The 26,633-nt window shown below is 46.8% G+C and carries 20 protein-coding genes; 9 read left to right on the top strand and 11 right to left on the bottom strand.

Annotation, left to right across the window (positions count from 1 at the left end; all coding sequences use genetic code 11):
* Positions 1-482: 482 nt before the first annotated feature.
* The 4 genes from MKZ13_RS29200 to MKZ13_RS29185 form a co-directional block, all read right to left on the bottom strand.
* Positions 483-2,465 carry an LTA synthase family protein gene (locus MKZ13_RS29200; RefSeq protein ID WP_339180271.1) on the bottom strand — a complete coding sequence of 661 codons (1,983 nt, stop codon included), beginning with the start codon at positions 2,463-2,465 and terminating at the stop codon, positions 483-485.
* 171 nt (positions 2,466-2,636) lie between these two features.
* Positions 2,637-3,134 (bottom strand): antibiotic biosynthesis monooxygenase, encoded by a 498-nt coding sequence (locus MKZ13_RS29195; protein ID WP_036612926.1) that lies wholly within the window; start codon positions 3,132-3,134, stop codon positions 2,637-2,639.
* A gap of 91 nt (positions 3,135-3,225) precedes the next feature.
* Positions 3,226-3,540 (bottom strand): hypothetical protein, encoded by a 315-nt coding sequence (locus MKZ13_RS29190; protein ID WP_339180267.1) that lies wholly within the window; start codon positions 3,538-3,540, stop codon positions 3,226-3,228.
* The gene (locus tag MKZ13_RS29185; protein ID WP_036612923.1) at positions 3,530-3,742 is read right to left on the bottom strand and encodes a helix-turn-helix transcriptional regulator; all 213 of its coding nucleotides are present in this window, start codon (positions 3,740-3,742) and stop codon (positions 3,530-3,532) included. Before MKZ13_RS29185 ends, MKZ13_RS29190 begins: the two co-directional genes overlap by 11 nt.
* A gap of 169 nt (positions 3,743-3,911) precedes the next feature.
* On the opposite strand from MKZ13_RS29185, the gene MKZ13_RS29180 reads away from it, so the two are divergent.
* The 3 genes from MKZ13_RS29180 to MKZ13_RS29170 all read left to right on the top strand — a co-directional run bounded on the left by MKZ13_RS29180 (position 3,912) and on the right by MKZ13_RS29170 (position 9,126).
* Positions 3,912-6,224 carry an ATP-dependent DNA helicase gene (locus MKZ13_RS29180; RefSeq protein ID WP_339180264.1) on the top strand — a complete coding sequence of 771 codons (2,313 nt, stop codon included), beginning with the start codon at positions 3,912-3,914 and terminating at the stop codon, positions 6,222-6,224.
* A gap of 365 nt (positions 6,225-6,589) precedes the next feature.
* Entirely contained in the window at positions 6,590-8,071 is a 1,482-nt protein-coding gene (locus tag MKZ13_RS29175; protein ID WP_339180262.1) for an alpha-amylase, read from the top strand.
* Positions 8,072-8,496: 425 nt separating this feature from the next.
* Positions 8,497-9,126: a hypothetical protein gene (locus tag MKZ13_RS29170; protein ID WP_339180260.1), complete on the top strand. Its 630-nt coding sequence runs from the start codon at positions 8,497-8,499 to the stop codon at positions 9,124-9,126.
* 79 nt (positions 9,127-9,205) lie between these two features.
* Here MKZ13_RS29170 and MKZ13_RS29165 read toward each other — a convergent pair whose 3' ends face one another.
* Positions 9,206-9,949 (bottom strand): MBL fold metallo-hydrolase, encoded by a 744-nt coding sequence (locus MKZ13_RS29165; protein ID WP_339180258.1) that lies wholly within the window; start codon positions 9,947-9,949, stop codon positions 9,206-9,208.
* A 203-nt stretch (positions 9,950-10,152) separates the two neighbouring features.
* Between MKZ13_RS29165 and uxaC the strand changes: the two genes are divergently transcribed.
* Positions 10,153-11,595: a glucuronate isomerase gene (uxaC, locus tag MKZ13_RS29160; protein WP_339180256.1), complete on the top strand. Its 1,443-nt coding sequence runs from the start codon at positions 10,153-10,155 to the stop codon at positions 11,593-11,595.
* Between the two features lie 177 nt (positions 11,596-11,772).
* On the opposite strand, the gene MKZ13_RS29155 is transcribed toward uxaC, so the two are convergent.
* The 3 genes from MKZ13_RS29155 to MKZ13_RS29145 form a co-directional block, all read right to left on the bottom strand.
* A complete protein-coding gene (locus tag MKZ13_RS29155; protein ID WP_339180254.1) occupies positions 11,773-12,912 on the bottom strand; it encodes a response regulator in 1,140 nt (379 codons plus the stop codon).
* Positions 12,909-14,753 carry a histidine kinase N-terminal 7TM domain-containing protein gene (locus MKZ13_RS29150; RefSeq protein WP_339180251.1) on the bottom strand — a complete coding sequence of 615 codons (1,845 nt, stop codon included), beginning with the start codon at positions 14,751-14,753 and terminating at the stop codon, positions 12,909-12,911. The genes MKZ13_RS29155 and MKZ13_RS29150 overlap by 4 nt, the downstream gene beginning before the upstream one ends.
* Before the next feature lie 171 nt (positions 14,754-14,924).
* Positions 14,925-16,919: an S-layer homology domain-containing protein gene (locus MKZ13_RS29145; RefSeq protein ID WP_339180248.1), complete on the bottom strand. Its 1,995-nt coding sequence runs from the start codon at positions 16,917-16,919 to the stop codon at positions 14,925-14,927.
* 277 nt (positions 16,920-17,196) lie between these two features.
* Between MKZ13_RS29145 and MKZ13_RS29140 the strand changes: the two genes are divergently transcribed.
* Genes MKZ13_RS29140 through MKZ13_RS29130 form a run of 3 tightly spaced genes read left to right on the top strand, consistent with a single transcriptional unit; the run spans position 17,197 to position 21,340 of the window.
* A complete protein-coding gene (locus MKZ13_RS29140) occupies positions 17,197-17,739 on the top strand; it encodes a MarR family transcriptional regulator (RefSeq protein WP_074092645.1) in 543 nt (180 codons plus the stop codon).
* Positions 17,736-19,463, top strand: a complete 1,728-nt coding sequence (locus MKZ13_RS29135; RefSeq protein ID WP_339180245.1) for an ABC transporter ATP-binding protein — start codon at positions 17,736-17,738, stop codon at positions 19,461-19,463. Before MKZ13_RS29140 ends, MKZ13_RS29135 begins: the two co-directional genes overlap by 4 nt.
* Positions 19,460-21,340 (top strand): ABC transporter ATP-binding protein, encoded by a 1,881-nt coding sequence (locus MKZ13_RS29130; protein WP_339180243.1) that lies wholly within the window; start codon positions 19,460-19,462, stop codon positions 21,338-21,340. The genes MKZ13_RS29135 and MKZ13_RS29130 overlap by 4 nt, the downstream gene beginning before the upstream one ends.
* Before the next feature lie 572 nt (positions 21,341-21,912).
* Here the strand turns inward: MKZ13_RS29130 and MKZ13_RS29125 are convergent.
* Positions 21,913-22,506 carry a hypothetical protein gene (locus tag MKZ13_RS29125; RefSeq protein WP_339180241.1) on the bottom strand — a complete coding sequence of 198 codons (594 nt, stop codon included), beginning with the start codon at positions 22,504-22,506 and terminating at the stop codon, positions 21,913-21,915.
* 315 nt (positions 22,507-22,821) lie between these two features.
* Between MKZ13_RS29125 and MKZ13_RS29120 the strand changes: the two genes are divergently transcribed.
* Positions 22,822-23,718 carry a diacylglycerol kinase family protein gene (locus MKZ13_RS29120; protein WP_339180238.1) on the top strand — a complete coding sequence of 299 codons (897 nt, stop codon included), beginning with the start codon at positions 22,822-22,824 and terminating at the stop codon, positions 23,716-23,718.
* 40 nt (positions 23,719-23,758) lie between these two features.
* Here MKZ13_RS29120 and MKZ13_RS29115 read toward each other — a convergent pair whose 3' ends face one another.
* On the bottom strand, positions 23,759-24,349 hold the full coding sequence (locus MKZ13_RS29115) for a GNAT family protein (protein ID WP_339180235.1): 591 nt from the start codon (positions 24,347-24,349) through the stop codon (positions 23,759-23,761).
* Positions 24,350-24,509: 160 nt separating this feature from the next.
* Here MKZ13_RS29115 and MKZ13_RS29110 point away from each other — a divergent pair, with 160 nt between their 5' ends.
* Complete coding sequence (locus MKZ13_RS29110; protein ID WP_339180232.1) at positions 24,510-25,979, top strand: PLP-dependent aminotransferase family protein; 1,470 nt, start codon at positions 24,510-24,512, stop codon at positions 25,977-25,979.
* On the opposite strand, the gene MKZ13_RS29105 is transcribed toward MKZ13_RS29110, so the two are convergent.
* Entirely contained in the window at positions 25,976-26,602 is a 627-nt protein-coding gene (locus MKZ13_RS29105; RefSeq protein ID WP_221819673.1) for a TetR/AcrR family transcriptional regulator, read from the bottom strand. The genes MKZ13_RS29110 and MKZ13_RS29105 overlap by 4 nt on opposite strands.
* Positions 26,603-26,633 lie beyond the last annotated feature (31 nt).

Raw genomic sequence — 26,633 nt, 5'->3', positions numbered from 1 at the left:
CGTGATCGGTTCTGTTTAACGGGCTTTTTCGGTTTTATTAAGGATATTGGAAGTAGATATAAAATGATCGCTAAGCTGTGGTTGGAGCAAGGCACGAAGCGAGTCCTAACGAATCTGAGGCGCCTTATTCAGGGATTTGAAGCATCCGCAGAAATCTAAGGAACCTGAGACACGCTATATCCGAATAAACAGCCGTTTGCAGCGTTTTTTCGGAGAATTTTGGGAAATAACATGTCTGATGTTCTTCACAATGTATAAAGAGGATCTAAAGGTCAAATAAGACGTCCTGATTTCCTTAGAAATCGTCTATCCATTCGCCAGGATCCGGCCGGCAAGCTGGGACCTCAAGATGGGACTTCGAAACTTTACTTTCTGTATGCTGATATCTATCATCATATAGCTTGCCTAATTTTGAAGACATACTTTAGATTATTATCTATTGTTAATGAAGCCTATTTAACAGTACATTTAACGATTAGTTTTTATTTCGCTTCCTTTCGGTCCGGTAACTGGCTTAAATAACTGTTGGACAAGTGTGCAAGATCCAATGCCCGATCATATTGTTCCTTCGTTATAAACCGTGAAGAAGACTGCCCACTGTTATTGGGTGTGGTGATAGTTGGAGATTCCTCTTCTCCTGAATTCTTCGGCATCTCTTCTGAAGGAACATTCATCTGCTGTTGCTGGGCATCTTGTCTGCCCGCATCAGCTAGGGAATAATGCGTCCCATCCCCGTATCCTTTCGCCGGAATGAAGAGAGAAGCGTCGTTTAGCACCGACCCGGAGGGAAGGTAATAGCGTTCGGGTAAGAGATTTCCACCTTCGTGTAACAAATCCTGTCCGAAGTGTAATTGGTCCATCAGCGATACTCCGGTGAGTCCCGCAATCGTTGGCAGAATGTCCACCTGGCCTCCGATCTGCTCCAGCTGTACACCGGGAGTAGCACCCGGGGCCGAGATAATGAGTGGAATATTAATCATATCTGCTGATGTGTATTCCCGACCATACAACTCTTTCATAAGGACTTTGTCATCCCGATCCAGTGAGTAGATGGGAAGCCCCAGGTGATCCCCGTACAAGACGAACAAGCTATTTTCCCATAATCCCCGTTCTTTCAATCCAGCAATCAACTGTCCAACTGCCTCATCCGCATAATGCTGTGATATCAGATAATCACCGGGCAACGTATCCTTGTAACGCTCTGGCAGCGTCAGCTTCACCTTGTTTTTAGGCAAAGTGTACGGGTGGTGGGCTGACATGGAGATGATATGGGCATAGAAGGGATCACCCGAAGACTGCATGGATTCCAGCTTATCCAGTGTTTTGGAATATAAGACTTCATCCGAGGCCGAAAACGCGATAGAGTCCTGCATGCCGAAATAATTAATATCATAATACTGGTCGAATCCAAGTGCCTTGTATAACTGATCCCGATTCCAGAAACGAACATCATTTGTATGGAATGTAGCTGTCTGATATCCGTTTGCTGACATTAGCTTGGGTAGACTCGGCAGAGCTTTATCCGCATATACAGTTGTTGCTGCCCCGTTTGGCGGGGTGTAGAACGATGTGTTCACAACAAATTCTGCATCTGATGTATTTCCCTGTCCCACTTGCTGATAGAAGTTCGGAAAATACAGGCTCTGTCTAGCCAATTGATTCAGATTAGGCGTGATCTCCTGTCCATCTACCTCTAATCCAATCAGAAAGTTCTGGAACGATTCCAACTGGAGCATAATCACATTGCGTCCGCTCGCGGCACCCTGCTCCACAATCGAAGGAAGTTCGGTCGTTTGTTTCAGTTGGTCAATGTCAGTCTGATCGATGTGAGCAATGGGTACAGGTTTATCAGGTCGATCCAGGATGGTATATGCCTCGTAACCGAGGATACCCATCTGTTCTGCTTGTGTAAGCTCACTCATGCTGGCCCGATTGGGATAGATGTTGAGCATGCACAGGATCATGGACAAGGTCAGAATGACCGAGGCAACCCGTCTTCTGGCACGTCGTTCAAGCGGAATGCGGTTCGGGCGTTCTGTACTCCCGAGCTTGATCCGGCGACGAATGAGTATCCCCCCAATGATCAGAACGTCTGCAAAAATAAACAAATAATAGGGATCAAGCAAAGAGAACATGCTGCTCTTGACCGAGGTCACCTGATTCACCTGTGCCAACGCGTGATAGTTAACGATTACGCCATAGTATTTGTAGTACATGATGGCTGCAAAGAAAATCCCTGAGAGCAGCAAATTCATGGCAAGGTATATCCACATCCGCCGCTTGGCAGCAAACCACTCAATTAGACAGAAGCCGATCCAGATGAGCGGCAATTCGGTCAGCAGTGGTTTCCAGACAGGGATGTCATCGAAGATAACGATCCAGGCCAGTGAACTTTTGATCATCATGATAATGGTAAAGAATATAAACGGTCCGCTTAGAAATCGGGTGAGTGAACTGCGTGACAAGGTACCGCCTTCCCTTCCGAAGTTTCATTTAACAAGTATTATCCTATCTCAGCATGGCTGTGTCAAAAATGAGAGCCTTCAACAATTGACGGCAAAAAACCTCTTCCATGCAGGAAGAGGTTTGAAAAAACATGGGCTACTGCGATAAAAGACAGATGCGACCCAATTTCGTTATTCTATAGTGTACGTTGTAACGTAAGAAGGTCTGGGGAACATGGTGGGCTTCTGTGCGGTCAGCCCTTCGCTTGTACTGCGGTTACGGTGAGCGTGACTATAAGCTTGGGATTCCTGCCAGCCTTTGAAATGTTCTTCCGACTGCCAGAGTGTAAGTACAACATATGTGTCATCCTTCAGAGGACGAAGCACACGAATACCGACAAAGCCAGGCTCGTCTTCTACCTTGCGGGCACGGTTCTTAAACCGTTCTTCGAAATCGTTACGACCATCCTCTGTGACAGGGATATTGTTAAGAACAGCATAACCACCGCCAGTCCAGGAGCCTGCGGCATCAAAAGCTTCATATGCGGCTACTTTATCATCAGACTCGATATTCATCAGGCGTTCTGCGGATTCAATCGCCAGACGCACGTGCTCTTCGCTTCGCAGAGTCAGATGCGGGTATGCAGCAAGTGCATCCGGAATCGGTGAAGGAACCAAATAGATATACATAGAAGCTGCCTCCTCATTAAGTACATTCTATCTCAAGATAGCATATGGGTTTGTGCGAGTCCAATCGGTTCACATGTATCGGACAGGTGGGCTAATTCCGAGCTGAGTAGTATAGGTTTGCCGCAATAGAAGATAAACAATGAATGACAAACACTGCAGTAATAATGAAAAAGGAAAGCGATATCCCGTCTAGCATAACTACGAGGATCCAAGCCAGAGCAAGGCTGATAGTGGTTGCATTCCAGGAGAAGGCTTTTGCTCTCGTGATACAATAGAGGTACCGCTCATCCAGTCCGTTGTGCTTTCTTGCAATCAACCTTGTGAAAAAAATAATGAGTATTGCAAATAACAAACCAGCTACAATTCCACCGATCCCGATCATCCGATTCAGTAATTCAGAACTCAATATTCTCATCTCCTTCAAAAATAAATAATTCCTCGATCTGACAGCCAAATAATTGGGCAAGCTTGTGAGCAAGCACAAGAGAAGGTTTGTACTTCCCGGATTCCAACGATATGATGGTCTGCCTGGAGACCTTTAGGCGTTGAGACAGTTCTTCCTGTGTGATGTGCATATGTATTCGTTTGTCTCTGATTAGATTTTGCAAGTATATCCTCCCATAAGTAAAGTTTACTTTACGTAAAGTTAACTTTACTTATGCGACGATGGAATGTCAATCTCTCTTTATAATATTTTCCACTTCTTCGAGGTGGTGCTGTGTCCAAAAGCATATTTCATGATAAAGTATAATCACTACAAACAGAACGGGTGATCGTATGACAACAACAATTCGGATATCGGTTAGACCTTTGGTGGAGTATGTGTACCGCAGTGGCAGCATACGTCCAGGGTTCCGGACCAATGCCTCGATGCAGGAGGGAACTCGAATTCATCAGCGGGTACAGAAGGAGTACACGGAAGAGGATCTGAAAGAGATTGTGCTCGAAGCTGAGATTCAACATGGGGATCTGACCTATGTGGTGGAGGGACGATGTGATGGCCTGATCCGGTTGGAGGGTCAGTTGACGGTGGATGAGATCAAATCGACTGCGGGCAATCTGGATGATCTGGGAGAAGGTCTTCCCGTGCACTGGGCGCAGGCCATGATGTATGCCTACATGTACGCCGTTCAACAAGATGAACCACGCATGCAAGTGCAGTTGACGTATGTGCATTCGGTAGCCCATGAAGAAAGACGGTTTCGCCGAATGGCAGAGCGACAGGAACTGGAGCAGTTTGCGGCAGAAGTGATTGCCGGTTATGCGCCATATGCAGAGATGATCGCTGCATATGAAGAAAAGCGTGATATCAGTGTGCGAGAGCTGCCGTTTCCTTTTCGCAAATACAGGGAGGGGCAGCGAAAGCTGGCAGGAGCCGTATACAAGACGATCCGTGAGGGGCAGGGATTAATGGCCAAAGCACCAACAGGCATTGGTAAAACAATGTCCGTGCTGTTCCCCACGGTCAAAGCAATTGGGGAGGGCGAAGCAAGCCGATTGTTCTATCTGACCGCGAGGACGACGACACGGGTGGCGGCTGAAGAAGCTTTTGCCCGGATGCAATCGGAAGGATTGGAGATGCATGTGATCAGTCTGACCGCGAAGGACAAGATTTGTTTTAAGGAAGAGGAAGCTTGTGATACGGGGCAATGCGGCATGTGTGAAGGATATTATGACCGTATTAACGGGGCCGTGCTGGACATGCTGGAACATGAGACGTTGATGACACGTCCGGTCATCGAGCAGTATGCGCGCAAACATCGGGTGTGTCCGTTTGAGTTTTCACTGGATGCTGCGTATGCAGCCGATGCGGTGATCTGCGATTATAACTATATTTTCGATCCGAGGATCTCTCTGAAAAGAATGTTGGAGGAGCAGAAACGCAAGACGGTATTACTGGTGGACGAGGCTCATAATCTGGTCGATCGTGGCCGAATGATGTTTTCCGCGGAGCTGGAGAAGGCAGTATTTCTGGATGTGAAAAGAGAGTTCCAGTCGCTGGACAGCAGTGTGCCTGCTGCCAAAGCCATTGTTGATTACACCGGGGCCATTGATAAGTATCTGATTACCCTTCGGAAAAACGGTGGAGAAGAAGGGAAGATCATCCAGCAGGAAGCACCGGAGGAACTGATTGAACGGCTGGAGCCTTTTGTCATGGTCGCGGAGCAATGTCTTGTTGAAGGTGGCTCGGGGAATGCCGAGACGGATCAACTGCTGTTGGATGCCTACTTCACGGCACAGAATTTCCTGCGTATTGCCAAGCTGTATGATGAACGTTTTATTACGTATGCAGAGTGTGTTCGAAGTGAAGTGAGAGTGAAGTTATTCTGTCTTGATCCTTCGGTACTGCTTCGTCAGACGGCCAAAGGATTCCGCTCCCTCATTCATTTCTCGGCCACATTGTCACCCCTTCGCTATTATCGGGATATGCTGGGTGCAGAGGAAGAGGATTATACATTGCAGATTCCATCTCCATTTCAGCGGGAACAATTGGATGTGAGGCTCCTGCCCTTATCCGTGCGTTATAAGGATCGGGAGCAATCCCGGCGACCCATTGCGGAGATGCTGCAACAGCTGGTGACCGAATGGCCGCGCAGCAATCTGATGGTGTTCTTCCCTTCTTACCCTTATATGCGCGAGATATACGAAACTTATGCACAGCTTCCAAGTGAAGCGGATACGGTCATACAAAAACAAGGCATGAACGAACTGGAACGGGAGCAGTTTTTGGATGGATTCCAGCCAAACCCTGAACGGACACGATTGGTATTTGCCGTCATGGGTGGTGTATTCTCGGAAGGTGTCGATCTGCCGGGAGACCGCTTGAATGGCGTCGTTGTGGTAGGTGCGGGGCTGCCGCAGATTGGTCTGGAGAACAATGTGCTTCGTGATTATTATGACCGTACAGGCCGCAACGGGTTCAATTATGCTTATATTTTCCCCGGTATGAACAAGGTGCTGCAGGCAGGAGGAAGGCTGATTCGAACGGAAGAAGACAGGGGCGTGCTGGTGCTGGTCGACGATCGTTTTATCCAGGAACCGTATCGTTCCCTGCTGCCCGAGGAGTGGCGGGACTATAAACGAATTTGATGAACGAACTACGAATGAAATGATGCATGTATATAAGTTGAACTAATCTTTTACACGATAACGGAGAGGACAGAAAAAACCTGAAAAAGCGAAGCGTTCGCCTTTATCCTCGGATTTTCCCCTTCGCAAAAGGGAATCAAAAAATCTGGGGATAACAGCGATTGGAAGGTTATTCTGTCATCGTAGTGTCAATGTAAATAATCTTTGTTCAGCTTATATAGCATATATTTTTCGATTTTCTTTCCTTTATATGATTGAAGGGTAGGGTGAAAGGGTTATAACTTGGTTAGCAACGAACGAACAACGGCGAATTACCCTATCCGTTCCGCGGTCCGCTTCGAAAGCAATCAAGGAGGTCGGTTATAATGAAGAGAAATCATACCATGATGCAGTTTTTTGAATGGCACCTGGCTGCAGACGGAGATCATTGGAAGCGACTGGCTGAAATGGCCCCGGAACTGAAAGCCAAAGGCATTGACTCGGTATGGGTACCACCCGTAACCAAGGCAGTGTCAGCAGAAGATACAGGTTATGGTGTATATGATCTGTATGATCTGGGCGAATTTGATCAAAAGGGTACCGTACGAACTAAATATGGCACCAAGCAGGAATTGGTGGAGGCCATTGCTGAGTGTCATAAGAACGGCATAGCCGTCTATGTGGATCTGGTTATGAATCACAAGGCCGGAGCAGATGAGACGGAAGTGTTCAAAGTGATTGAGGTTGATCCGAATGATCGGACGAAGGAAATTTCCAAACCGTTCGAGATTGAGGGCTGGACCAAATTCACATTCCCGGGTCGCGGAGATCAATACTCCTCCTTTAAGTGGAGCTCTGAACATTTCAACGGTACAGACTTTGACGCCAAGGGAGAACGAACAGGTGTATTCCGCATCGCAGGAGAGAATAAAAAATGGAATGAGAATGTCGATGATGAGTTTGGCAACTATGACTATCTGATGTTCGCCAATATAGATTATAACCACCCGGATGTAAGGCGCGAGATGATTGATTGGGGGAAATGGCTGATCGATACCCTCCAGTGCGGTGGGTTCCGGCTGGATGCGATTAAGCATATCAACCACGAATTCATTAAGGAGTTCGCAGCAGAGATGATCCGCAAACGCGGTCAGGATTTCTACATTGTAGGTGAGTTCTGGAATTCGAACCTGGATGCATGTCGTGAATTCCTTGATACGGTAGACTATCAGATCGACCTGTTTGATGTGTCTCTTCACTACAAGCTGCATGAGGCTTCGCTTGCAGGTAGAGACTTTGATCTCTCCAAAATTTTTGACGATACCTTGGTGCAGACCCATCCTACCCATGCGGTAACTTTTGTAGATAACCACGACTCCCAACCTCATGAAGCGTTGGAATCATGGATTGGTGATTGGTTTAAGCCGAGCGCGTATGCCCTGACGCTATTACGTCGCGATGGTTATCCGGTTGTATTTTACGGGGATTATTATGGCATTGGTGGACCTGAACCTGTGGATGGCAAAAAAGAAATTCTGGACATTCTGCTGTCTGCCCGCTGCAACAAGGCATATGGAGAGCAGGAAGATTACTTTGATCACGCGAATACGATTGGCTGGGTACGTCGTGGCGTAGAGGAAATCGAAGGTTCCGGTTGTGCGGTAGTTATCTCTAACGGGGATGACGGTGAGAAGAGAATGTTCATCGGTGAGCACCGTGCTGGTGAAGTCTGGGTGGATCTGACGAACAGCTGTGAGGATCAGATTACCATTGAGGAAGACGGTTGGGCCACCTTCCATGTGTGCGGTGGAGGCTTGTCGGTATGGGCTCTTCCCGAACAAAATGATGACTGTGCTGACGCTGAGTAACGGCATGTGTCAGGCAGGATAAGAAAAGGTACAACGACCGCATAAAAACAGTATATAGATAGATCTATTAAACCATCTGAACAGGAGAGCGAATATACCTGTGTTCAGGTGGTTTTTTTCATTTTCTAGGTACAACTAAAACTCCATCCCAACGAAGCCAATTGGAGCAACATCACCAGAATTATAAATTCCGATTTCAGCCGAATAAGTCCTCTCAGATTCGTTAGCTTAACGTGGGTTTAAGGCTCACCGCCATAGGCAAACGAATCACTGCTGCAAGTAAAAACATGAAATGAAAAAGAAACAGTTCGGTCTCACATCTTAATACATGGTACAATAATCCAAATATGGAGTGTTAGGAAATAAAATGAGAGAACGTAATAAGCAATATTCTATACAGAGGATTGGAGAAGAGGAGGGATAGCATGAGTCCCAAAAGAGAGATGAACCGTTTCTTCCCGTTAGTCATGTATCTATTTGTAATAGCCGCGTGTTTGGGGGCTTGCAGTTTGGGACCAAACCAGGGGCCAGCGGGTGAACCAAAGCGGACCGATGAGTATACGTTGAATTCGGAGCGAAGAGACTTAAAAGAGCGGGTTACGAAGAACCTTGAGTCTTTTCAGACGAACTCGCCAGATGATTATAATTTGACAGCAACGGTGGATGTGAGTCATGAATCTGGAGTTGACCGGATTTCTTATGAGATTTTTGTGAATGAGACTCGGGTGCCCATGGTTAATGTCATTCAGTCCTTCACCCTCGATCCCAACATGATAAATCGAATAGATGCCGGAGAGTTATTTCATTCCAATGTGAGCAATACACACGAGATTAGTTTAGAGTCTGACAAGGAACCGCTTGGATTGAGTTTGAGCAGAAGTTATGTCTTGAAGCCAAAGGCGGAGATCGACAGCAATATCATCCAGCGTTATGCAGATATGTATATCAAAATTTCCTATGGCCCAAATGACCAGCGAACGGAAGATTATTTTCATATCCATGCCGAGCCCTCTCCGAGGACAATTGAGTATATGAAGTCATGGGAGAGAGATTAGATTAATAGAAAGGCAGCACCCACCAGTTCCGTATGAGGAATCTGAGTAGACGCTGCCTGTTTATTAGACCTTCGTGCACCTACTCCAGTTCAAATGATTCCAGCGTGCCAACCATCCGTAGATCATGCTCGCGGTTGAACTGTTCCCGTTTGTCCGCATCCGCGTACTCATCATGATAATGCATCAGTACGGTTTTCTGTCTCACTTCAGCGGGTAACTGCTCCATATCCTTCAATGAGGTATGGGATTTGATCACCAGATCATGCATATGACATTCATGGAAAATCAGCTGCACATCAGCGGCAACCTGCTCCACCCGTTCCTGGTCGAGTGTACTGTCTGCACTGTAATAGAAGTAAGGCTTGGCGAGAAGCCCATTGCTGACCATACCGGGAACATGTTGGGTCCGAAACGTCTCAAACGTCACGCCGTCCAGTTCAAATGTGCCTCCATCTGGCAGGGGGACGACATCGTAGTAATCACTCATGGTACGTTCACCATCCGTGGTGTAGCGCATGCCGGGGGATAGAATGTTCCAGAGCGGATCTACCAATTGTTCGTGGATGAACAGGCGGGGTTTGCGGTCGCCTACGATCTGTGAGTAGTATCCGAGCATCTGTACACCGTTAATATGATCCTCATGCAGGTGGGTAATGAACACATTGTGGATATCGGTCATGGCGAATCCATATTCCTTAAGTGCTTTGGCATTCGATTCCGGAAAATCAATGACCAGATGCGTTCCTCCAAATTCAGCCAACATACTATTGTGGTGCTGCTCCACGCTGAACATATCTCCTGTGCCGAGAAAAGTGATTTTCAATTCATTTCATCTCCTTGTGTGATCTTCAGATCAGCATCCTTGCGTTAAATCCAGTATACCTTGTTCCCGAATATATGCCTAAATCAACCTTTTTTGATAACGCTATCATTTTATATTGAACTTTGATGATAAACAGTGTAGCGTAAAGATGGGAAGTGAACCCATATGAACGTAAACTCACCTAAAGGGAGCGTGCGAGGCGAATGAAATCTTTTCTGGATGAACAATTTTTGCTGCACAATGAAACGGCGATCAAGTTATATGAGGATTATGCCAAAGACATGCCGATTATTGATTATCATTGCCACCTCAGTCCTCAGGAGATCTACGAGAACAAAACCTTTGGCAATCTTACAGAGGCTTGGTTATACGGTGATCACTATAAGTGGCGGCTCATGCGCGCAAACGGAATTGAAGAGCAATATGTGACCGGCGGCGAGGGAGTAACCGATTACGATCGTTTCCTGGCTTATGCCAAAACGGTCCCTATGATGATTGGTAATCCGCTGTACGCCTGGTCTCATCTGGAATTACAGCGATATTTCGGCGTCTACGAAGTTTTGAATGAGACAAGCGCACCGGCCATCTGGGACAAAGTAAATGCCAAACTGAACAGTGACGGATTCGGTGCACGTGATCTGATTACCAAATCCAATGTCACTGTTGTGTGCACAACCGATGATCCAACGGATTCTCTGGAGTATCATCTGAAGATTCAGGAAATCGAAGGCTTTGACACGGCGGTATTACCTTCTTTCCGCCCGGATAAAGGCTTAGAATTGAACCGGGATACCTTCACGGAATGGGTAGGTAAGCTATCACAGGCGTCCGGCACTGCGATTTCAGATTATGAATCCTTCCTTGCTGCGCTGAAGTCCCGGGTGGAATTCTTCCATTCTGTCGGCGGCAGAGTCTCTGACCATGCACTTGATTATGTTCCTTACGGCGTGGCTACACGCGAAGAGGCGGGTGCCATCTTTGCCAAGGCACTTGCAGGTCAGAAGGTAACTCGTGAGGAAGAGGACAAGTACAAGACAGTGACGCTGACGTTCCTGGGCAAACTGTATGCAGATCGGGGCTGGGTGATGCAGTTCCATATCAATGCAGCCCGTAACAACAACACACGGATGTTTGCCAAGCTTGGGCCGGATACGGGTTACGATGCCGTGAATGATACGCCGCTTTCCGCAGCGATGATTGGATTGCTCGACGCGTTGGAGCAGCAACAAGCACTGCCCAAAACGATTCTGTATTCTCTGAATCCAAGGGACAACGAAGTGCTCGCGGCGATCATCGGCAGCTTCCAGGGCGGGGGTATTCCGGGTAAAATCCAGCTTGGTGCAGCCTGGTGGTTCAATGATACCAAGGATGGCATGTTAGCCCAGATGAAAGCCCTGGCGAATGTTGGTCTGCTCAGCCGATTTGTCGGCATGCTGACCGATTCACGCAGCTTCCTGTCCTACACGCGGCATGAGTATTTCCGTCGTCTGGTCTGCAATCTCATTGGTGAATGGGCTGAACAGGGCGAAGCACCGCAGGATCTGGAGCTGCTTGGTCAGATCGTACAAGGCATTGCCTACAACAATGCAAAAGAATATTTCCCGTTTGCCTCAGTGCTCAAAACAGTCTCTGCTTCACAGTCTTAATGAGTAACAAACGCACCTAATCATGCAATTTATGCATTAAGAAGATTCTTTTGTGTCTACTTTTCAATCGTAATAAAATGCTCCCATTTCTTACCCCCGGGTCATCATCCACCGGAGTATAGAATGGGAGCTTCTTTGTGAATTGGATTCAAGGCATTACATCCATTGACCTTAACACTATTGGGTTTTCGATAATAATTGTGCATATAGAGCAGCAAGCTCTGGAGAAGGAGCAGCACCTATTTCCTGAAGTAAATGTGCTGTATATTGTTCATAATGTTTGATCAGGGCTTCCTTGTTATTCTGCATGGAAAGTGCTCGGATGAGCAGGATCAGCGATTCTTCGTGCAATTCATTGCGATGCAGGAGTTTTTTGAGTAGGCGGATAGCATTACTGGTATCTTTGGCTTCCAGTAGTGCATTACACAATCGCTGGTTTAGTGCGTTATACATAAGTGACAGTCGTTCAACCTCGCTCAAGGACCACGTGTATCCATATTCTCCAAATAAATCACCCACATACATTTGCTCAATCAATAGGGCTTGTTCTATGTCGGCCCCGGATTGAATGACAGATAGCCGCCTACATCCTTCTTCGAAGCGGATAAAATCAACCGTAATATCGGATAAATTCAGAGCGTAATAATTATTGTACGTATGAAGTACTTTTTTCAGTCCATACCCATTAAGCAACTTGCGTAGCTGATAGACCGTTGTGTTGAGGTAGACCTCGGCATTCTTCTGTGGCATGTTTCCGAAAATATCTTCAATGAGACGGGTACGGGATACAAGCCGTCCTTGCTGGACAAGCAGATATGCAAACAATTCAATACTTTTGCTGGATTTCCATTTGGTCTTGGTTCCGTGGTCGCTGTGAATCTCGATTCTGCCCAGAGCATTGAACTCTACCGCTTGCGCTTCAATCGTTGCCACGATTTCTTCCTCAGGTAACTTGCTGCGCGACTCTGCCAGCGCTCTGTGTACCGTTTGGAGGAGCCGATCCTGTTTCACTGGTTTCACCATATAGTCAAAGGCAAAGACGTCAAAAGCAAGTAAGGAATACTCTACGTGAGATGTGATAAATACAATTCGCGTAAGTTTCCCTTGTTTTCGCAGTCCTTCTGCGAATTCCAATCCGCTTTCCCGGGGCATGTTAATATCGACAAAGATTAAATCCACCTCATGATCATTCAGATACGATGTAGCGGTCTTTGTATCTAGAAATGCGCCCATCACTTTTATATCACTGATCTTTGCCAGCATCTTTTTCATAATCAGGTGCATAGCCTTCTCATCATCTATCAGAATGACCTTCATGTATCTCCATCCACCTTTACGGAATATGGAGAAGATTCACTTTTAGGAGGTATAGGTACGGAGAAGTAGAAGTTGCTTCCCTGTGAGGGCATGCTGTCAAACCAGATCTCGCCCCCATTCAGGCGTACAAACTCCCGGCACAGATTCAAGCCAAACCCGATACCGCGTTCCCCTGCGGTTCCCGTTGCCGATACCGGATACTCATCCTGAAGCAGGGAACGGGCCTGCTCATCTGTAATCCCTTCTCCTGTATCGCTTACTGATACCACAATATGCTGATCCTTTCGTTCGGCGTTCAACGTGATCTGTCCCCCCGGATTAGTGAATTTAATGCTGTTGGATAAAAGGTTTCGAAGAATCAGGTCAAGCATTTCTTTATCCGCATAGACGCACACTCCTGGTGAAATATTCGATACCATTTGAATATGCTTATTCTCGCTGCGAACACGTAACAAGCATATACTGGCCTCCACAGAATAGTGCAGATCCCGTTCTACCGGATGGAAGACCTGCCCTCCGCTTTGGCTGCGGAACCATTCGAGCAGTCCTTCTACCAGAGAAAACGTATTATGAATCTGGTGTTTCATTTCATGGATAATCTCTTCATGATCAGCATTGGATTCTTGTATTTCTTCCTCAAGCAAGTCCATCAGATTAACCAGTACGGCTACTGGATCACGTATATCGTGAGCCACGACATTGAACATTCGGTCTTTGAACGTGTTGAGCTCACTTAACTGTTGGGCGTTGTCGCGAAGTTTCTTCTCGGCCTGTACGGCTTCAGTCACATCATTAAGCAGTAGCATCTTGCCAATAGGTTTACCACTTTGATGCTGAACAAGAGAAAGATGAACGTTATAGATTCTGCTACTCGGGTCGTTGGAGAGTTGAATTTTACGGACATCGCTAAGCGGTTCCTGTTCAAGCAGCTTTGCTAGAAGCTGTGGGTATTGTACAAGTACCTGACTGGCATGCTGGCCCAAGCCTTTGGGATGAAGAGACTCAATGATACGCCGGGCAGAACGGTTGTAGCTGGTCAACACATGGTCCAGATCGAACACAATAACAGCATCCTGTATGGATTCGAATACCTTTTGGTATGCCAGCGGAGCCAGACGAAGTAGATTGAATTGGAAGACTCCCCATGTGTAGAAGATGCCCGATATAACAAATCCAAATGGAGAAAAATCAAGGGGTGAATGAAAGATATTACTTAGGTAAATTAGTGAGAAAATGAATGGTCCACAGGAGCCAATAATCATAAATATGATTTGTTTTTTCATAGGGGGTGTGGCACGAAGCAACATCTGTACCAAGAAAAAAACAGAAATAAAGAACAGTGTATAGGAATACACAACATGAACTGAAAATAAAGGTCCTCTCTCAAGAGACACAAGCGGGAATCCCCAGGATGTATCGATCATCATATTTTTATAAAAGAGGTGATGCCACTCGTTGGTATTATGTATGATAAACGTAAAAGAAGGCACTAGTAACAACAGAAGCACATTGCGTGTACGCACCCATGATTCACGCCCTGTATAATGCAGCACCATAAGGAAATAGAACACTGGACCGAGCAGAATTCCAACATACTCGATTCGAAGCCAGAATCGAATATGGTCTAGTTGCTGACTAATGATCTCGAAGCCATAGCCGAATGTATAAAAAGAACTAACAAGCATCCCCAGCCCGTAACTGACGGCAATGGGCGAGCTTCTTCTTTTATAGGAAAGGTAAGCAAGCATTAATGTGCAGCAGGTCGCAGCCATAAGCAATGCAGATAAGTACATATTAGGGTTCATGGATGGGCCGCCTCGATCTAAGATATATTCATGCAAGATATGCCTCCTATGTTATCAGAATCAGGATTAAAAACATACGTGTTTGAGAGCGGGTAATGACTTTTATTTTTGAAATCAAAAAGGAAGTCCCCATAGAAGGTTGAATCTGTTAAAAAAGCCCACCAAGCCTGGAAACAGGCTTGGAAGGCTTCAATTATTGCATCTTAATTATAGGGATTGTAGAAGTGCTTCAAATTCAGAATTGGTCTGGAGTACTCGCAAAATAATAGTCAATGCTTCTGCACGGGAAGCGGAGTTCGCAGGATGGAATTCTCCATTCCGATCTCCTTGAATAATTCCGGCTGCTGCCGCTTGCTGGAGTTGATCTTTATTCCAGATTTGCTCCAGATCGGAGAAAGCAGGTGCTTCTGCGGTTGGTACTTTGCTCAGATCCATAATGCGCGAGATGATGGCGATGATCTCAGAACGTTTGATCTCTTGATTCGGTCTGAATGTACCGTCCGGGTAACCGGATAACACACCCTTGCTTTGCAGAGAGCGAATGGAAGATTCTGCCCAGTGACCTGATACGTCGCTTATTGTATTGCCTTGGTTGCTCGACAGATCAAATACTTTGGTGATCAGGGTTGCGAACTCGGCACGGGTGATACTGGCATTTGGATGGAACGAGCCATCGGTATAACCAGTTACGACACCCAGCTTTACGAATGTAGTTACAGTTGCCCCAGCCCAGTGCGTGGTAGTATCCGTTAATTGAACAGTCGCAGGATTGGACTGTGCTGCTTTAACCTTCTGGGTGAAGCTGGTCATAAAGCTATCCATATTAAGAACCTGACTGTTGAACGTAGGTCCAGGTACTACATCTGTTCCGGGTGTTGGCTGAGGACTCGGATCGGATGGTGTCACGGGCGTTGGTGCAGGTGTAGGAACTGGTGTGGGAGCTGCTGGTGAGCCTGAACCACCACTTGAATTACCTCCAGAGTTACCACCTGTATTGCCTCCATTACTTCCGTTGTTAATCGTGGTAATCACAACAGTTTTGGTTCCGAATACGCCTGATAGATCTGCTGCCTCGGCTTTAACCAGAACGGTTCCTGCTGTAGATCCAGTTAGTTTTCCGTTTCCATCAATGGTCGCTTTACCTGTTCCGTCCTGCACGGACCAGACTACAGAAGGATCCTTGGCATCGGCTGGAAGGACACTTGCTGTAAGCGGAATGGACTGACCTGCTTGCACAGAATTGCTTCCGCTGATGGTAATGGAATTCACGAGAACAGAAGTTGGCTTAATGGTGATCTGCACACTGCCGACAACTCCACTACCATCTGTAGCAGCCGCCTGAGCCAGAACGGTTCCCGGGTCTCCGGCGGTAAGTACGCCTGTAGTCGGATCGATCCTGGCAGTTCCGGTTTGATCCGAGACAGACCAAGTCACGGCAGAATTGATCGCGTTAGAAGGTGAGATTGCAGCATTTAGAGCCAACGTTTCACCGGTAAGTACAGAATAGACATCGTCCGGGGTGGTTATTTTCACATCGGTAACAATGGATAGCAAGTTATCATTAAGTAATTTTGAGCCAGAGTATACGCTGATAGGTTTTGTGATTGGTCCCGATTTGATCGGAAAGGTTACAAGCCCAAGTCCACCCGCTGTAAAGTATGAATATCCATTTGCTACGGTTGGGTCACCATTTCCATTAAGACTGTGAAAATCTAAATTTGGATCGTCTCCATGCAGGAAGATTTCAGTTCGGTTGTTAACAGGTTGCCCCTGCTCATCGTAAACAGCCAACGTATAATTTAGATAACCCGAATAAGAAGAAGGCTGGGATGCCGCAATTAACTGGACATGATGTGCGGCAGATGCTGGTTTATTACTTTGAATATTGAGAATATTAATTAGATTGCCAGAGATATCAGGGATATAGTTATCTGGAACCCATGCTATTCCATCCGTTTCAGCGTATCCCCCAACGATCTTTTTATTAATATCCATGATAGCTTCTACACTGCTGTTAACTCCGATATCTGGAACCTGTACAACTTCTCCACTGGAATACCTGAAGAATACTTGAGTACCTTCGCTCGGTTTATCATTGGGATATTGTATTATAATGGAACTTTTGTTGGTTACACATCCGCTTAATAAAACTGCAAACAAAGCCAATAACATACCTGTTTTTCCTATTTTGAATCTGTTCATATTCAATCTTCATCTCCTTAAATTCTGGTTACTACATTTTGAAATAAGTATAGCGGGCTCCGATGACGGCAAAATGACAAAACCCAAAATCAAGCGCGTATAGGCTCTTGGTTATGGGTTTATATTGGTTATTTTAGATGTTTGACATTGGCTTCTTACGATAATATACTTAGTATACCTAATTAATTGTGCATCTATTTAATTGTACTACTATTTAATAGATGTCCTATGATGTTGGATGTCTATGGAATGATAAAGAAAGAGGGAGGGACCCATTATGACTGGTATAGATCCGGTCGCTCAGAAGCTTTTGTACTCCATTATGCAGTTTAATAAAGGCAAATGGAGGCAACATAAGCCTCATGGGCGCAATCACAATGAAATTATGGTGCTGGGTTGTTTACTCCACGGGATGCATCCGGGAGAACAATTGAACTGGCAGGACAATCCGCCTGATTTCAATGACACGATCGAATCCAATCATCCCGGGATGAAAGTCTCGGAAATCAGCGCATTGCTACGCGTGAAGTCACCGACCATTACACCTGTTATTCGTGGCCTTGAAGATGAGGGGCTGGTCAAACGGACGATGGACCCGGAGGATAGACGTGCTGTCCGCATCACGATTACTGAAGCAGGTCGTGAAATTATTCGGGCTGCTCACCAAGAACGTATGGAAATATTCAATAAGTTAGTTGAGCATTTGGGTGAGCAAGACAGTACTCAGCTGGCCGAGTTGTTGACCAAGGTATACACCTTTTTTGATACATTAACTTCCTTGCAAAAGGATGATTCGACAAGAGGAGATGATACGCCATGATGAAACTGTTTCGCATGCTGAAGCCATACCGAATTCCGATTATTTTCATTCTGGTTTTGGTACTGTTTCAGTCGCTTGCTGAATTGTACCTGCCTACGTTAATGGCAGATATTGTGAATGACGGCATCATAAAAGGGGATATCCCGTATATCTGGCAGATTGGTGGATGGATGTTGGTCATCGCGATTGGCGGAACGGCGTGTTCGGTGATCGCCAGTTACCTCTCATCTCGAACAGCGGGCGGATTTGCCAAACAACTGCGTAGCAGAGTTTTCCGCCATGTGGAGAATTTCTCGCTCCAGGAGTTCGATAAGATGGGTACTGCTTCACTGATTACGCGTACGACGAATGACATCACACAGGTACAGAATGTACTTACGATGATGCTGCGAATGATGATTATGGCTCCGCTCATGTGTATCGGGGGTATCTTCATGGCGGTATCTCAGGACGCCAAATTATCTACAATTTTCCTGGTCGTGCTTCCGGTACTGGGCGGAGCCATTGCGCTGATTGGTGCCAAGGGTTTACCTTTGTTCAAAACCATTCAGAAAAAGCTGGACCGACTCAACCTGGTGCTGCGTGAGCAGTTAACAGGGATTCGGGTTGTTCGTTCCTTTAACCGTGGGGAGCATGAGAAAGTGCGCTTTAACGGGGCCAATACAGAACTGAGAGATTCTTCGATCAAAGTTAATGTACTCATGGCGACCATCATGCCTGTGATGATGCTGGTTATGAACTTTTCGATGATTGCCATCCTTTATTTTGGTGGAATGCGGATCGACAGCGGCAATATGAACATCGGTGCATTGATTGCCTTCATCCAATATGCAATGCAAATCATGTTCTCACTGATTATGGTTTCGATGATCTTTGTCATGATTCCAAGAGCTTCAGCATCGGCGGAACGGATCAACGAAGTGCTTGATATGCAGCCGGATCTTAGCAATCCCGAGCAGCCTCGTGGCATGAAATCCATGCAGGGTATGATTGAGTTTGAGAATGTAACTTTCCGTTATCCGGGCGCAGAGAATCCAGCTTTGTCCGATATCTCCTTCACAGCTCGCTCAGGAGAGACAACAGCCATCATTGGCGGTACGGGTTCTGGGAAATCGACATTGCTCAGTCTTATTCCACGATTTTATGATGTGACCGAAGGTAGTGTTCGGGTCAATGGTACGGATGTGCGTGAAATTCGGCAGGAAGATCTGCGTGCCAAAATTGGCTTTGTACCACAAAAGGCAGTCCTCTTTACGGGTACGATCACGGAGAATATTCGTCACGGGAAAGATGATGCCACAATGGATGAAGTTGTTCATGCGGCCCGTACAGCTCAGGCGGAGAACTTCATTACCGAGATGAAAGAGGGATATGACAGCCTTATCGCTCAAGGTGGTAACAACGTATCTGGTGGACAAAAGCAACGTCTGTCCATCGCTCGCGCACTTGTTCGCCGTCCGGAAGTCTATATCTTTGATGACAGTTTCTCTGCTCTCGATTTCAAAACGGATGCTAAACTTCGTGCTGCGCTGAAGTCCGAAACGACAGAAGCAGCTGTGCTGATTGTTGCGCAACGCGTAAGTACAGTAATGGATGCCGATCGCATCCTGGTTATGGATGAGGGCCGAATTGTCGGTTCAGGAACACATAAAGAGCTGCTGGAGCACAATGAAGTGTATCGTGAGATTGTATCCTCCCAGCTGACAGAGGAGGAGATCGCATGAGTGAACGTACAGAACGCAAGTCGGCTCGTTCCCCTGGTGGGCCGGGTCACCCTGGAGGCGGAATGGGTATGCGGCCTCCAGTGGAGAAAGCGAAGGATTTCAAAGGCACACTGCGGCGCTTGATTCGTTATCTCCAGCCCCATAGTTCTCGTCTGTTAGGTGTGCTGGTTGCAGCTATTTTGAGTACCGTATTCAGCATCATCAGTCCAAAAATTATGGCCGAAGGAACGGATATTCTCAGTAAAGGCGCCATTGCCATCCTTCAGGGTGTACAGGGAGCCGGAATTGATTTTCCTGCATTAATGAAAGTATTGTACCTGCTTGGCGGACTCTATCTGTTCAGTGCTGCATTTATGTATGTTCAGCAATACCTGATGGCCGGTGTGGCCCAACGTGTTGTGTATGACATGCGTGAGCAGATCAGTGCGAAGGTTGGACGTCTTCCTTTGAAATATTTTGACTCCCGCACAACTGGGGAGACACTTAGCCGTGCTACGAATGACGTGGACAATATCAGTAATACACTTCAGCAAAGTTTGGCACAGTTCATTACGTCTATCGTCACGATTGTCGGCGTAATTATCATGATGCTGACGATTAGTCCATGGATGACGCTAATCACGATTTTGACGCTGCCACTCAGTGTGGTTGTTGTTATGCTTGTTGCTTCCCGTTCGCAAAAACACTTTGCCGGTCAACAGAAATCCCTTGGGGAACTTAATGGTCATGTCGAAGAGATGTACACGGGACACAAGGTTGTCAAAGCATTTGGACGTGAAGAACAATCCGTACAGCAATTTGAGAAGGTCAATGAAGAACTGTATGAATCTGGCTGGAAAGCCCAGTTTATCTCGGGTATTATTATGCCGCTCATGAGTTTCGTAGGTAACTTGGGTTATGTGCTGATCTGTGTGGTTGGTGGGATTTTTGTTACACGCGGATCGATCTCTATCGGGGATATTCTGGCCTTCACACAGTATTCCCGTCAATTCACACAACCGATTAACCAGATTGCAAATATCTCCAATATCATTCAATCAACGATTGCTTCGGCAGAACGGGTATTCGAGTTGCTGGATGAAGAGGAAGAAGTTGCTGAGTCTAAACAACCTGTGCAATTACGGCAGCCTAAAGGTGCGGTTGCATTCCAAGGTGTTAACTTTGGATATAAAGAAAATGAACTGCTCATTCATAACATGAATATAGATGTAAAACCGGGACAGACGGTCGCCATTGTTGGACCAACGGGAGCCGGTAAAACAACCCTGATCAACCTGTTAATGCGTTTCTACGAAATTCAGGATGGTCGGATTACGATTGACGGTGCCGACATTAAGGACATGGAGCGTGGCAAGCTGCGCAGTCTGTTCGGCATGGTGCTTCAGGATACCTGGTTGTTCAACGGAACGATTCGGGACAACATCGCCTATGGTCGAGAAGGTTCTACGGAAGAGGATGTAATCAAGGCAGCCGTTGCGGCACATGCGGATCACTTTATCCGTACACTGCCTGATGGTTATGATACGGTGCTGAATGAAGAGGCGTCGAATATCTCTCAAGGGCAGAAACAGTTGCTGACCATTGCAAGAGCGATTCTGGCGAACCCGGCCATCCTCATTCTGGATGAAGCGACGAGTAGCGTGGATACACGGACTGAAGTATTTATCCAGAAAGCAATGAATGATATGATGAAGGATCGCACAAGCTTTGTCATTGCACACCGTTTGTCCACCATTCGCGGCGCCGATCTGATCCTGGTTATGGATCATGGTAACGTGATTGAACAGGGCAATCATGATGAATTGATGGCAAGTCAGGGCTTCTACGCGGATCTCTACAATAGTCAGTTTGCGGAGCAACAACCGCAGGCGATCTGATCACAATGTAACTAACAAGAATAGCCGGGAGCACCCCTAGGGATGTTCCCGGCTATTTGTCGTGTATCCAGAGGAGTGGATTCTAATGTGGAGCTGATTGGATTCGTTTCGATATGATGGATCTATAGGATATGAAAGAACGTTGCATGGTATCTGGGTTGAGGTGCTTATGGAGGATTACCAAGCACTCCCATTTCTAACGAACTTGAGACATGTTATTTCTCGGATAAGCAGCACAAAGTGGTAAAAGAAACCGCAGAATGAGGAAATAAAGTGTCTACGATTCGTTAGAATGCCGGAATTGTGAAATTGTGCCTATTAGAGTGTGCTGAGTTCGTTAAAATATTCTAGTAAACCATAGTCATAATTGTCTTATATATGCCATGCTGCAAAAATAAAAACGGGACGAAGCGGTGTAACTATACTGCTTTGTCCCGTTTGTTTATATTTTGAATTCATCGTACACCGATCTAGATACAAGCACCCGAGTATAAGCTCACCGATTGAGGGACATTCAGATTGGTCATGAGATACTTTTTAAGCTTCTGTTTGGGCAGGATATGGTCCGCATTTTATTGATCCTTAGAATCATTCGCAGGAAGATCAGCATCGTTGCTAGAGACCGACTTTACTTCTACCTTCAGGTCGTCGCTGTTAGCTTCCTCCAGCGCAGACGGAGCGGGTTCACCCGGAATCAATTCGCGCTGCTCAATCATGCGTTTGACGACTTCATAACAGTCATCGACATGTTTGTTACCTACATAGCGCATGGCTGTGAAGCTGAGTGCGGCAGCCAGTCCCTGTCCTGCAAACGGAACAAATTTGGCGACCGATTTGGTGGCTACGCGTACGCCGACTCTTTTCAGAACCTGTACCACCAATTCCTTGGTGATCATACGACCGATGACTTTGCTTCCGATGGACATCACGAATCCATAGATCATGGATTTGGTCTCGGGGTCCATACCGTCCAGCTGTTTTTGTGATAATCCGAATTTATTGTTAATGGCAGGCAACAGCTGCATCAGCATCCCCACATCAGCCAGTACGTCTGTACCGGGCAATGGAACGAGTGTTGTACCGGCGGAAGCGGTAGCTCTTTTGCGAACCATGGTACGGCATTCCTTGCGAACTTGCTCCAATTGTTCCAACGTTGCCGGAATCATAGGGAATCCCTCCATTCGTATATGGTATAGATATAACCGTTTTGACTCGATTTGAATGGGTTCTCACCAGCAAAATTTGCAGCCTTATGATATTAAGGTGCGGAGAAACCCTTTTTCTCATGCATATCTCTGGTTAAACAAGGAAATGGTTTATGGATAAACGGGTCATCTAGCTATTACGAATGAATGAGCATTAGGATGCATACCTGATTGGGAAACCTATTTGGAATCATGATGAGTGCTTAACGAAGGGCTTGTTTACGGCTTCGACCTTTGTGGGTAAAGGGTAACAAGCATTGGAATGGAGGAAGAGGGATGGAGTTTAACAAAGCGTTGTTAATTCATCATCATCATTCGGGCAAGGCCAATCGTGAGAATACAGTGGGTCTTGTGGCTGGTGTGCTGGCTCCCGCTGTTCATGAACTCGTCATTGTGCGTACGGATGAAGCTGGTGAAGGAGAGAAGCTGTGTCGTGAACGCGGGGAACAATTCGATGTGGTCTTCATCCTGGGTGGGGATGGCACGGTGCATGAATGTGTGAATGGACTGGCCGATCTGCAACATCCTCCGTTGATTGGCATATTGCCTGGAGGCACTTGTAATGACTTTGCGCGTTCGCTCGGGATTTCACCGGATGCTGAGACTGCGGCACAAGAAATGCTGGCAGGTCGGGTGGTATCCATTGATGTTGGACGGGCTAATGATCGGGTGTTCACGAACTTTTTCGGTATTGGCTTGATCAGTGATGCTTCGCAGAATATTAACGAGAATCTGAAAGGCGCGCTGGGGAAGCTCAGTTATTTTATCAGCACTTTACAGACAATTAGTCATACAGAGCCGTTTCGTTACCAACTGGAGGCGGATGGGAAAGAGATGGAAGGCGAAGCGGTGATGATCTATGCAGCCAATGGCCGTTTTCTGGGAACGAATGCCCTGCCCTTTGCACCGGATGCGTTGCAGGATGGCGAACTGGACGTGCTCATTATTCATGAGACAGGCATTCCGCTGCTGCGAGAGATTCTGTCACACAAGCCGGAGGGAGATTGGCAACCTCAAAGTGAGAGCATTTCATACTTCAAGGCATCTACGTTAAAAGTGAAGACCGATGCTCCGATGTCAGCTGACACGGACGGCGAATTGTATATGAAAACACCCGCCGAGCTTTCGGTGCTGACGGGTCATCTGAAGTTTCTAACCGGGGAGGGTTATTAGATCCCCCGGTTTTTTAGTTTGATTTTGACTGATCGAAAAATCAAACATTCCCTGCCTGATCTTTCATATGACGTTGCCTGAACTCATCCTCCAGCATGCTCATCTGAATCGCATCATGATATTGATGGTTATAAAACAACACATCCCGCTTCACACCCTCGCGCTGGAATCCAAGCTTTTCATACGTGCGAATGGCTCGCTCGTTGAAGGCGTACACCTCAAGCTCGATTCGATGCAAGTTACAGATGCCAAAGCCGTAGTCCAGCATAAGTAGCAACGCCTCGCTACCGTAGCCTTTTCCTTGATGCTCCGCCTGATCGATGGCAACCCGAATATGTGCACTGCGATTCTTGGCATGCATGTCCATCAGGACGACATCTCCGATGATCTGGTCATTCTCCTGTAAAGCAATAAGTAGCATGAGTCTGGAGTCATCTTGTGCAGCGCTCTCAACATAACGTTCAACCTGAGCGCGTGTGAAACTGTTCTGTGTACCCGTCAGCCTGCGCATCTCGGCGTCAAACAGGCCAGGGAAATAAGCATCCACATCTGTAATCTCGAAAGGGCGCAGGTATATGCGCGACGTTTCTAGCAGACGGGGGATACGTGGGGATGGTTTTGGTGGTGACATAAGTTGTTCCTCCTATAGGTTCAAGGCGGGACAGATTGAGATCGCCCTGCCTCTTAAAGTTGGCGTTACATATTGATGATGACATGAGTATATCCCAATACTGTATACTTCCAAATATACAGTTTTAATTAATTTTACAGGACAGATGAGGTGCAGCAGTATGATTCAATTGCCAAAGTTGGATGAGAACGATAGTGCGCCAATCTATGTACAGCTCTCGGATCATATCAAAAGGGGAATCATTCACGGGGCATTGGCTGAGCATAGCCGATTGCCTTCGGTGCGAAAGCTTGCCGAGATGCTTGGGGTAAGCACCACTCCTGTGGAATGGGCCTATCAACAGTTGATCGCCGAAGGATATGTATACAGTCAGCCACGACGCGGCTATCGTGTTCGTGCCTTGGTAGACAGCTATCATGCCATGCAGATCGGGAAGACAGACACACAGACAGCCGGGAAAGCTCCCGAGGCTCGAACGACATGGTCAGAACAGCAGGCCATACGCCCTGCTAGAGAAGTACAATATGATTTTCATATGTCACGCAATGATTTCAGCCTGTTCCCACTTGCCAAGTGGCACCAATATGTTAATCGGGTATGGCGGGAAGAAGCGGAGGAGCTATTGTTCTATGGGGACCCTCAGGGAGAATGGGGGCTACGATGTGAAATTGCTGTCTATCTTGCGCATTTCAGGGGAGTCAGCTGTTCTCCAGAGCAGATTGTTGTGGGTGCTGAACAGCATCTGCTAATGTCCCTATTAGCACAGACCCTGCTTCACAAGGGAGAATCAACGCATTCCATCGGTGTAGAGAATCCTGGATACCGACTGTTACCTGGCACATTCCGCAATTATGGTTATCAGGTTGTCCCGATCTCTCTGGACCCTGATGGCATAAACTTGACGGAGCTGGAACAGGCCGGGGTGAAATTGGCGGGTGTGTCGCCCTCTCACCAATTTCCACTAGGTATGACCATGCCGATTACCCGCAGATTGGCGTTGCTGGATTGGGCGGAACGAACAAAGGCATATATCATCGAGGATGATTACGATGGGGAGTTCCGGTATCATGGAAGACCAATCCCTTCCATGCAGGGGCTGCAAGAAGGAAGCCGCGTGATCTATATGGGTGGGTTCTCGCAGGTCCTCGCACCTGCTCTTTGTATACACTACATGGTACTTCCCAGAGAATTAATGGATCATTTTCGCCAAATGTATAAGACTATTCTATTCGAGCAATCAGCTTCCCGGCTCCATCAGCGAACATTGGAGATGTTCATGCGTGAAGGAGAACTGGGTAAGCATATCCGAAAAATGCGTAATGTCTACAAACGAAAGCATGACCTGATCGTTCAGGCCATTCAGATGCATTTTGGTGATCGGGTTGAAATAAGGGGTCAACATTCTGGATTCCATCTGGTATTGCGAATGGCGACGAAACAGTCAGCCAAAGAATTGGTAACCATAGCGATAGAGGCAGGGATACAAATCAGTTCAACGGAATATTTGTGGGCAAACGGGAGCGAACCAGTAGATGGCAAAAGAGAGTTCATTATCGGTTTTGCCGGAATAGAGCCGGAACGCATTGACCCGGGTATTGCCGCATTGGCTAGAATCTGGGGCGATTATTAGTTCCGCTTAACCGCTCCATCCAGAAATAGCCCCACCAGTTCCCGTGCAAGTTCCTCGATGCTGCCGCCATTCATGTTGCGTACATCTTCGCGGTTCGCGAGCATCAGCAGTGACGTAAATGCATGGGCAAGCAGCATAGGGTTCCCGACCCGCAAATAACCGTTGTCCATCTCCTTCTGAAAATGGGTGGCTAGTACTTCAAAGATGCGAACCTCTGCTTCCCGAATCTGAGCGAGTTGCTCCGGGTCCAGATGTTTCTCGGCTTCTCGCATCATGGTCTCCGTTTCAATATGGGAGTGCTGCATCTTCGCTTCGGCAACCTTAACCAGACGTTCTTGCAATGGACCGGGTTCATCCAGACGGAGAGAAGTCTGCTGCATGCCCATCGCCATCATACGGGTAATGGCAACGGTGAACAGCTCGGCTTTGCTGGAGAAGTGATAATAGATCGATGCTTTGGTCACATTACATAACGAAGCGATCTGCTGGAGAGAAACGGGTTCATACCCGTATTCCATAAACAATCGTGACGCGGTCATTAATATGTTGGTTTGCACAGACGCTTGATCCACACCTGCTTTGGGTCTACCCGGTGAACGGGGAATGTTTGTTTTTTTGCTCATAAGTACATACCTCTTTACGTATTTAATTGCT

It is taken from the genome of Paenibacillus sp. FSL R5-0701 (genome assembly GCF_037973995.1).
Taxonomy (GTDB): domain Bacteria; phylum Bacillota; class Bacilli; order Paenibacillales; family Paenibacillaceae; genus Paenibacillus.
This window is presented reverse-complemented; position numbering and strand designations above follow the sequence as displayed.

Bases quoted from the DNA above. Each gene is read 5' to 3' on its own strand.
- MKZ13_RS29195 (WP_036612926.1), bottom strand. From the start codon at position 3,134: ATGTATATCTATTTGGTTCCTTCACCGATTCCGGATGCACTTGCTGCA.
- MKZ13_RS29180 (WP_339180264.1), top strand. From the start codon at position 3,912: ATGACAACAACAATTCGGATATCGGTTAGACCTTTGGTGGAGTATGTG.
- MKZ13_RS29175 (WP_339180262.1), top strand. From the start codon at position 6,590: ATGAAGAGAAATCATACCATGATGCAGTTTTTTGAATGGCACCTGGCT.
- MKZ13_RS29170 (WP_339180260.1), top strand. From the start codon at position 8,497: ATGAGTCCCAAAAGAGAGATGAACCGTTTCTTCCCGTTAGTCATGTAT.
- uxaC (WP_339180256.1), top strand. From the start codon at position 10,153: ATGAAATCTTTTCTGGATGAACAATTTTTGCTGCACAATGAAACGGCG.
- MKZ13_RS29155 (WP_339180254.1), bottom strand. From the start codon at position 12,912: ATGAAGGTCATTCTGATAGATGATGAGAAGGCTATGCACCTGATTATG.
- MKZ13_RS29145 (WP_339180248.1), bottom strand. From the start codon at position 16,919: ATGAACAGATTCAAAATAGGAAAAACAGGTATGTTATTGGCTTTGTTT.
- MKZ13_RS29140 (WP_074092645.1), top strand. From the start codon at position 17,197: ATGACTGGTATAGATCCGGTCGCTCAGAAGCTTTTGTACTCCATTATG.
- MKZ13_RS29135 (WP_339180245.1), top strand. From the start codon at position 17,736: ATGATGAAACTGTTTCGCATGCTGAAGCCATACCGAATTCCGATTATT.
- MKZ13_RS29130 (WP_339180243.1), top strand. From the start codon at position 19,460: ATGAGTGAACGTACAGAACGCAAGTCGGCTCGTTCCCCTGGTGGGCCG.
- MKZ13_RS29125 (WP_339180241.1), bottom strand. From the start codon at position 22,506: ATGATTCCGGCAACGTTGGAACAATTGGAGCAAGTTCGCAAGGAATGC.
- MKZ13_RS29120 (WP_339180238.1), top strand. From the start codon at position 22,822: ATGGAGTTTAACAAAGCGTTGTTAATTCATCATCATCATTCGGGCAAG.
- MKZ13_RS29115 (WP_339180235.1), bottom strand. From the start codon at position 24,349: ATGTCACCACCAAAACCATCCCCACGTATCCCCCGTCTGCTAGAAACG.
- MKZ13_RS29110 (WP_339180232.1), top strand. From the start codon at position 24,510: ATGATTCAATTGCCAAAGTTGGATGAGAACGATAGTGCGCCAATCTAT.
- MKZ13_RS29105 (WP_221819673.1), bottom strand. From the start codon at position 26,602: ATGAGCAAAAAAACAAACATTCCCCGTTCACCGGGTAGACCCAAAGCA.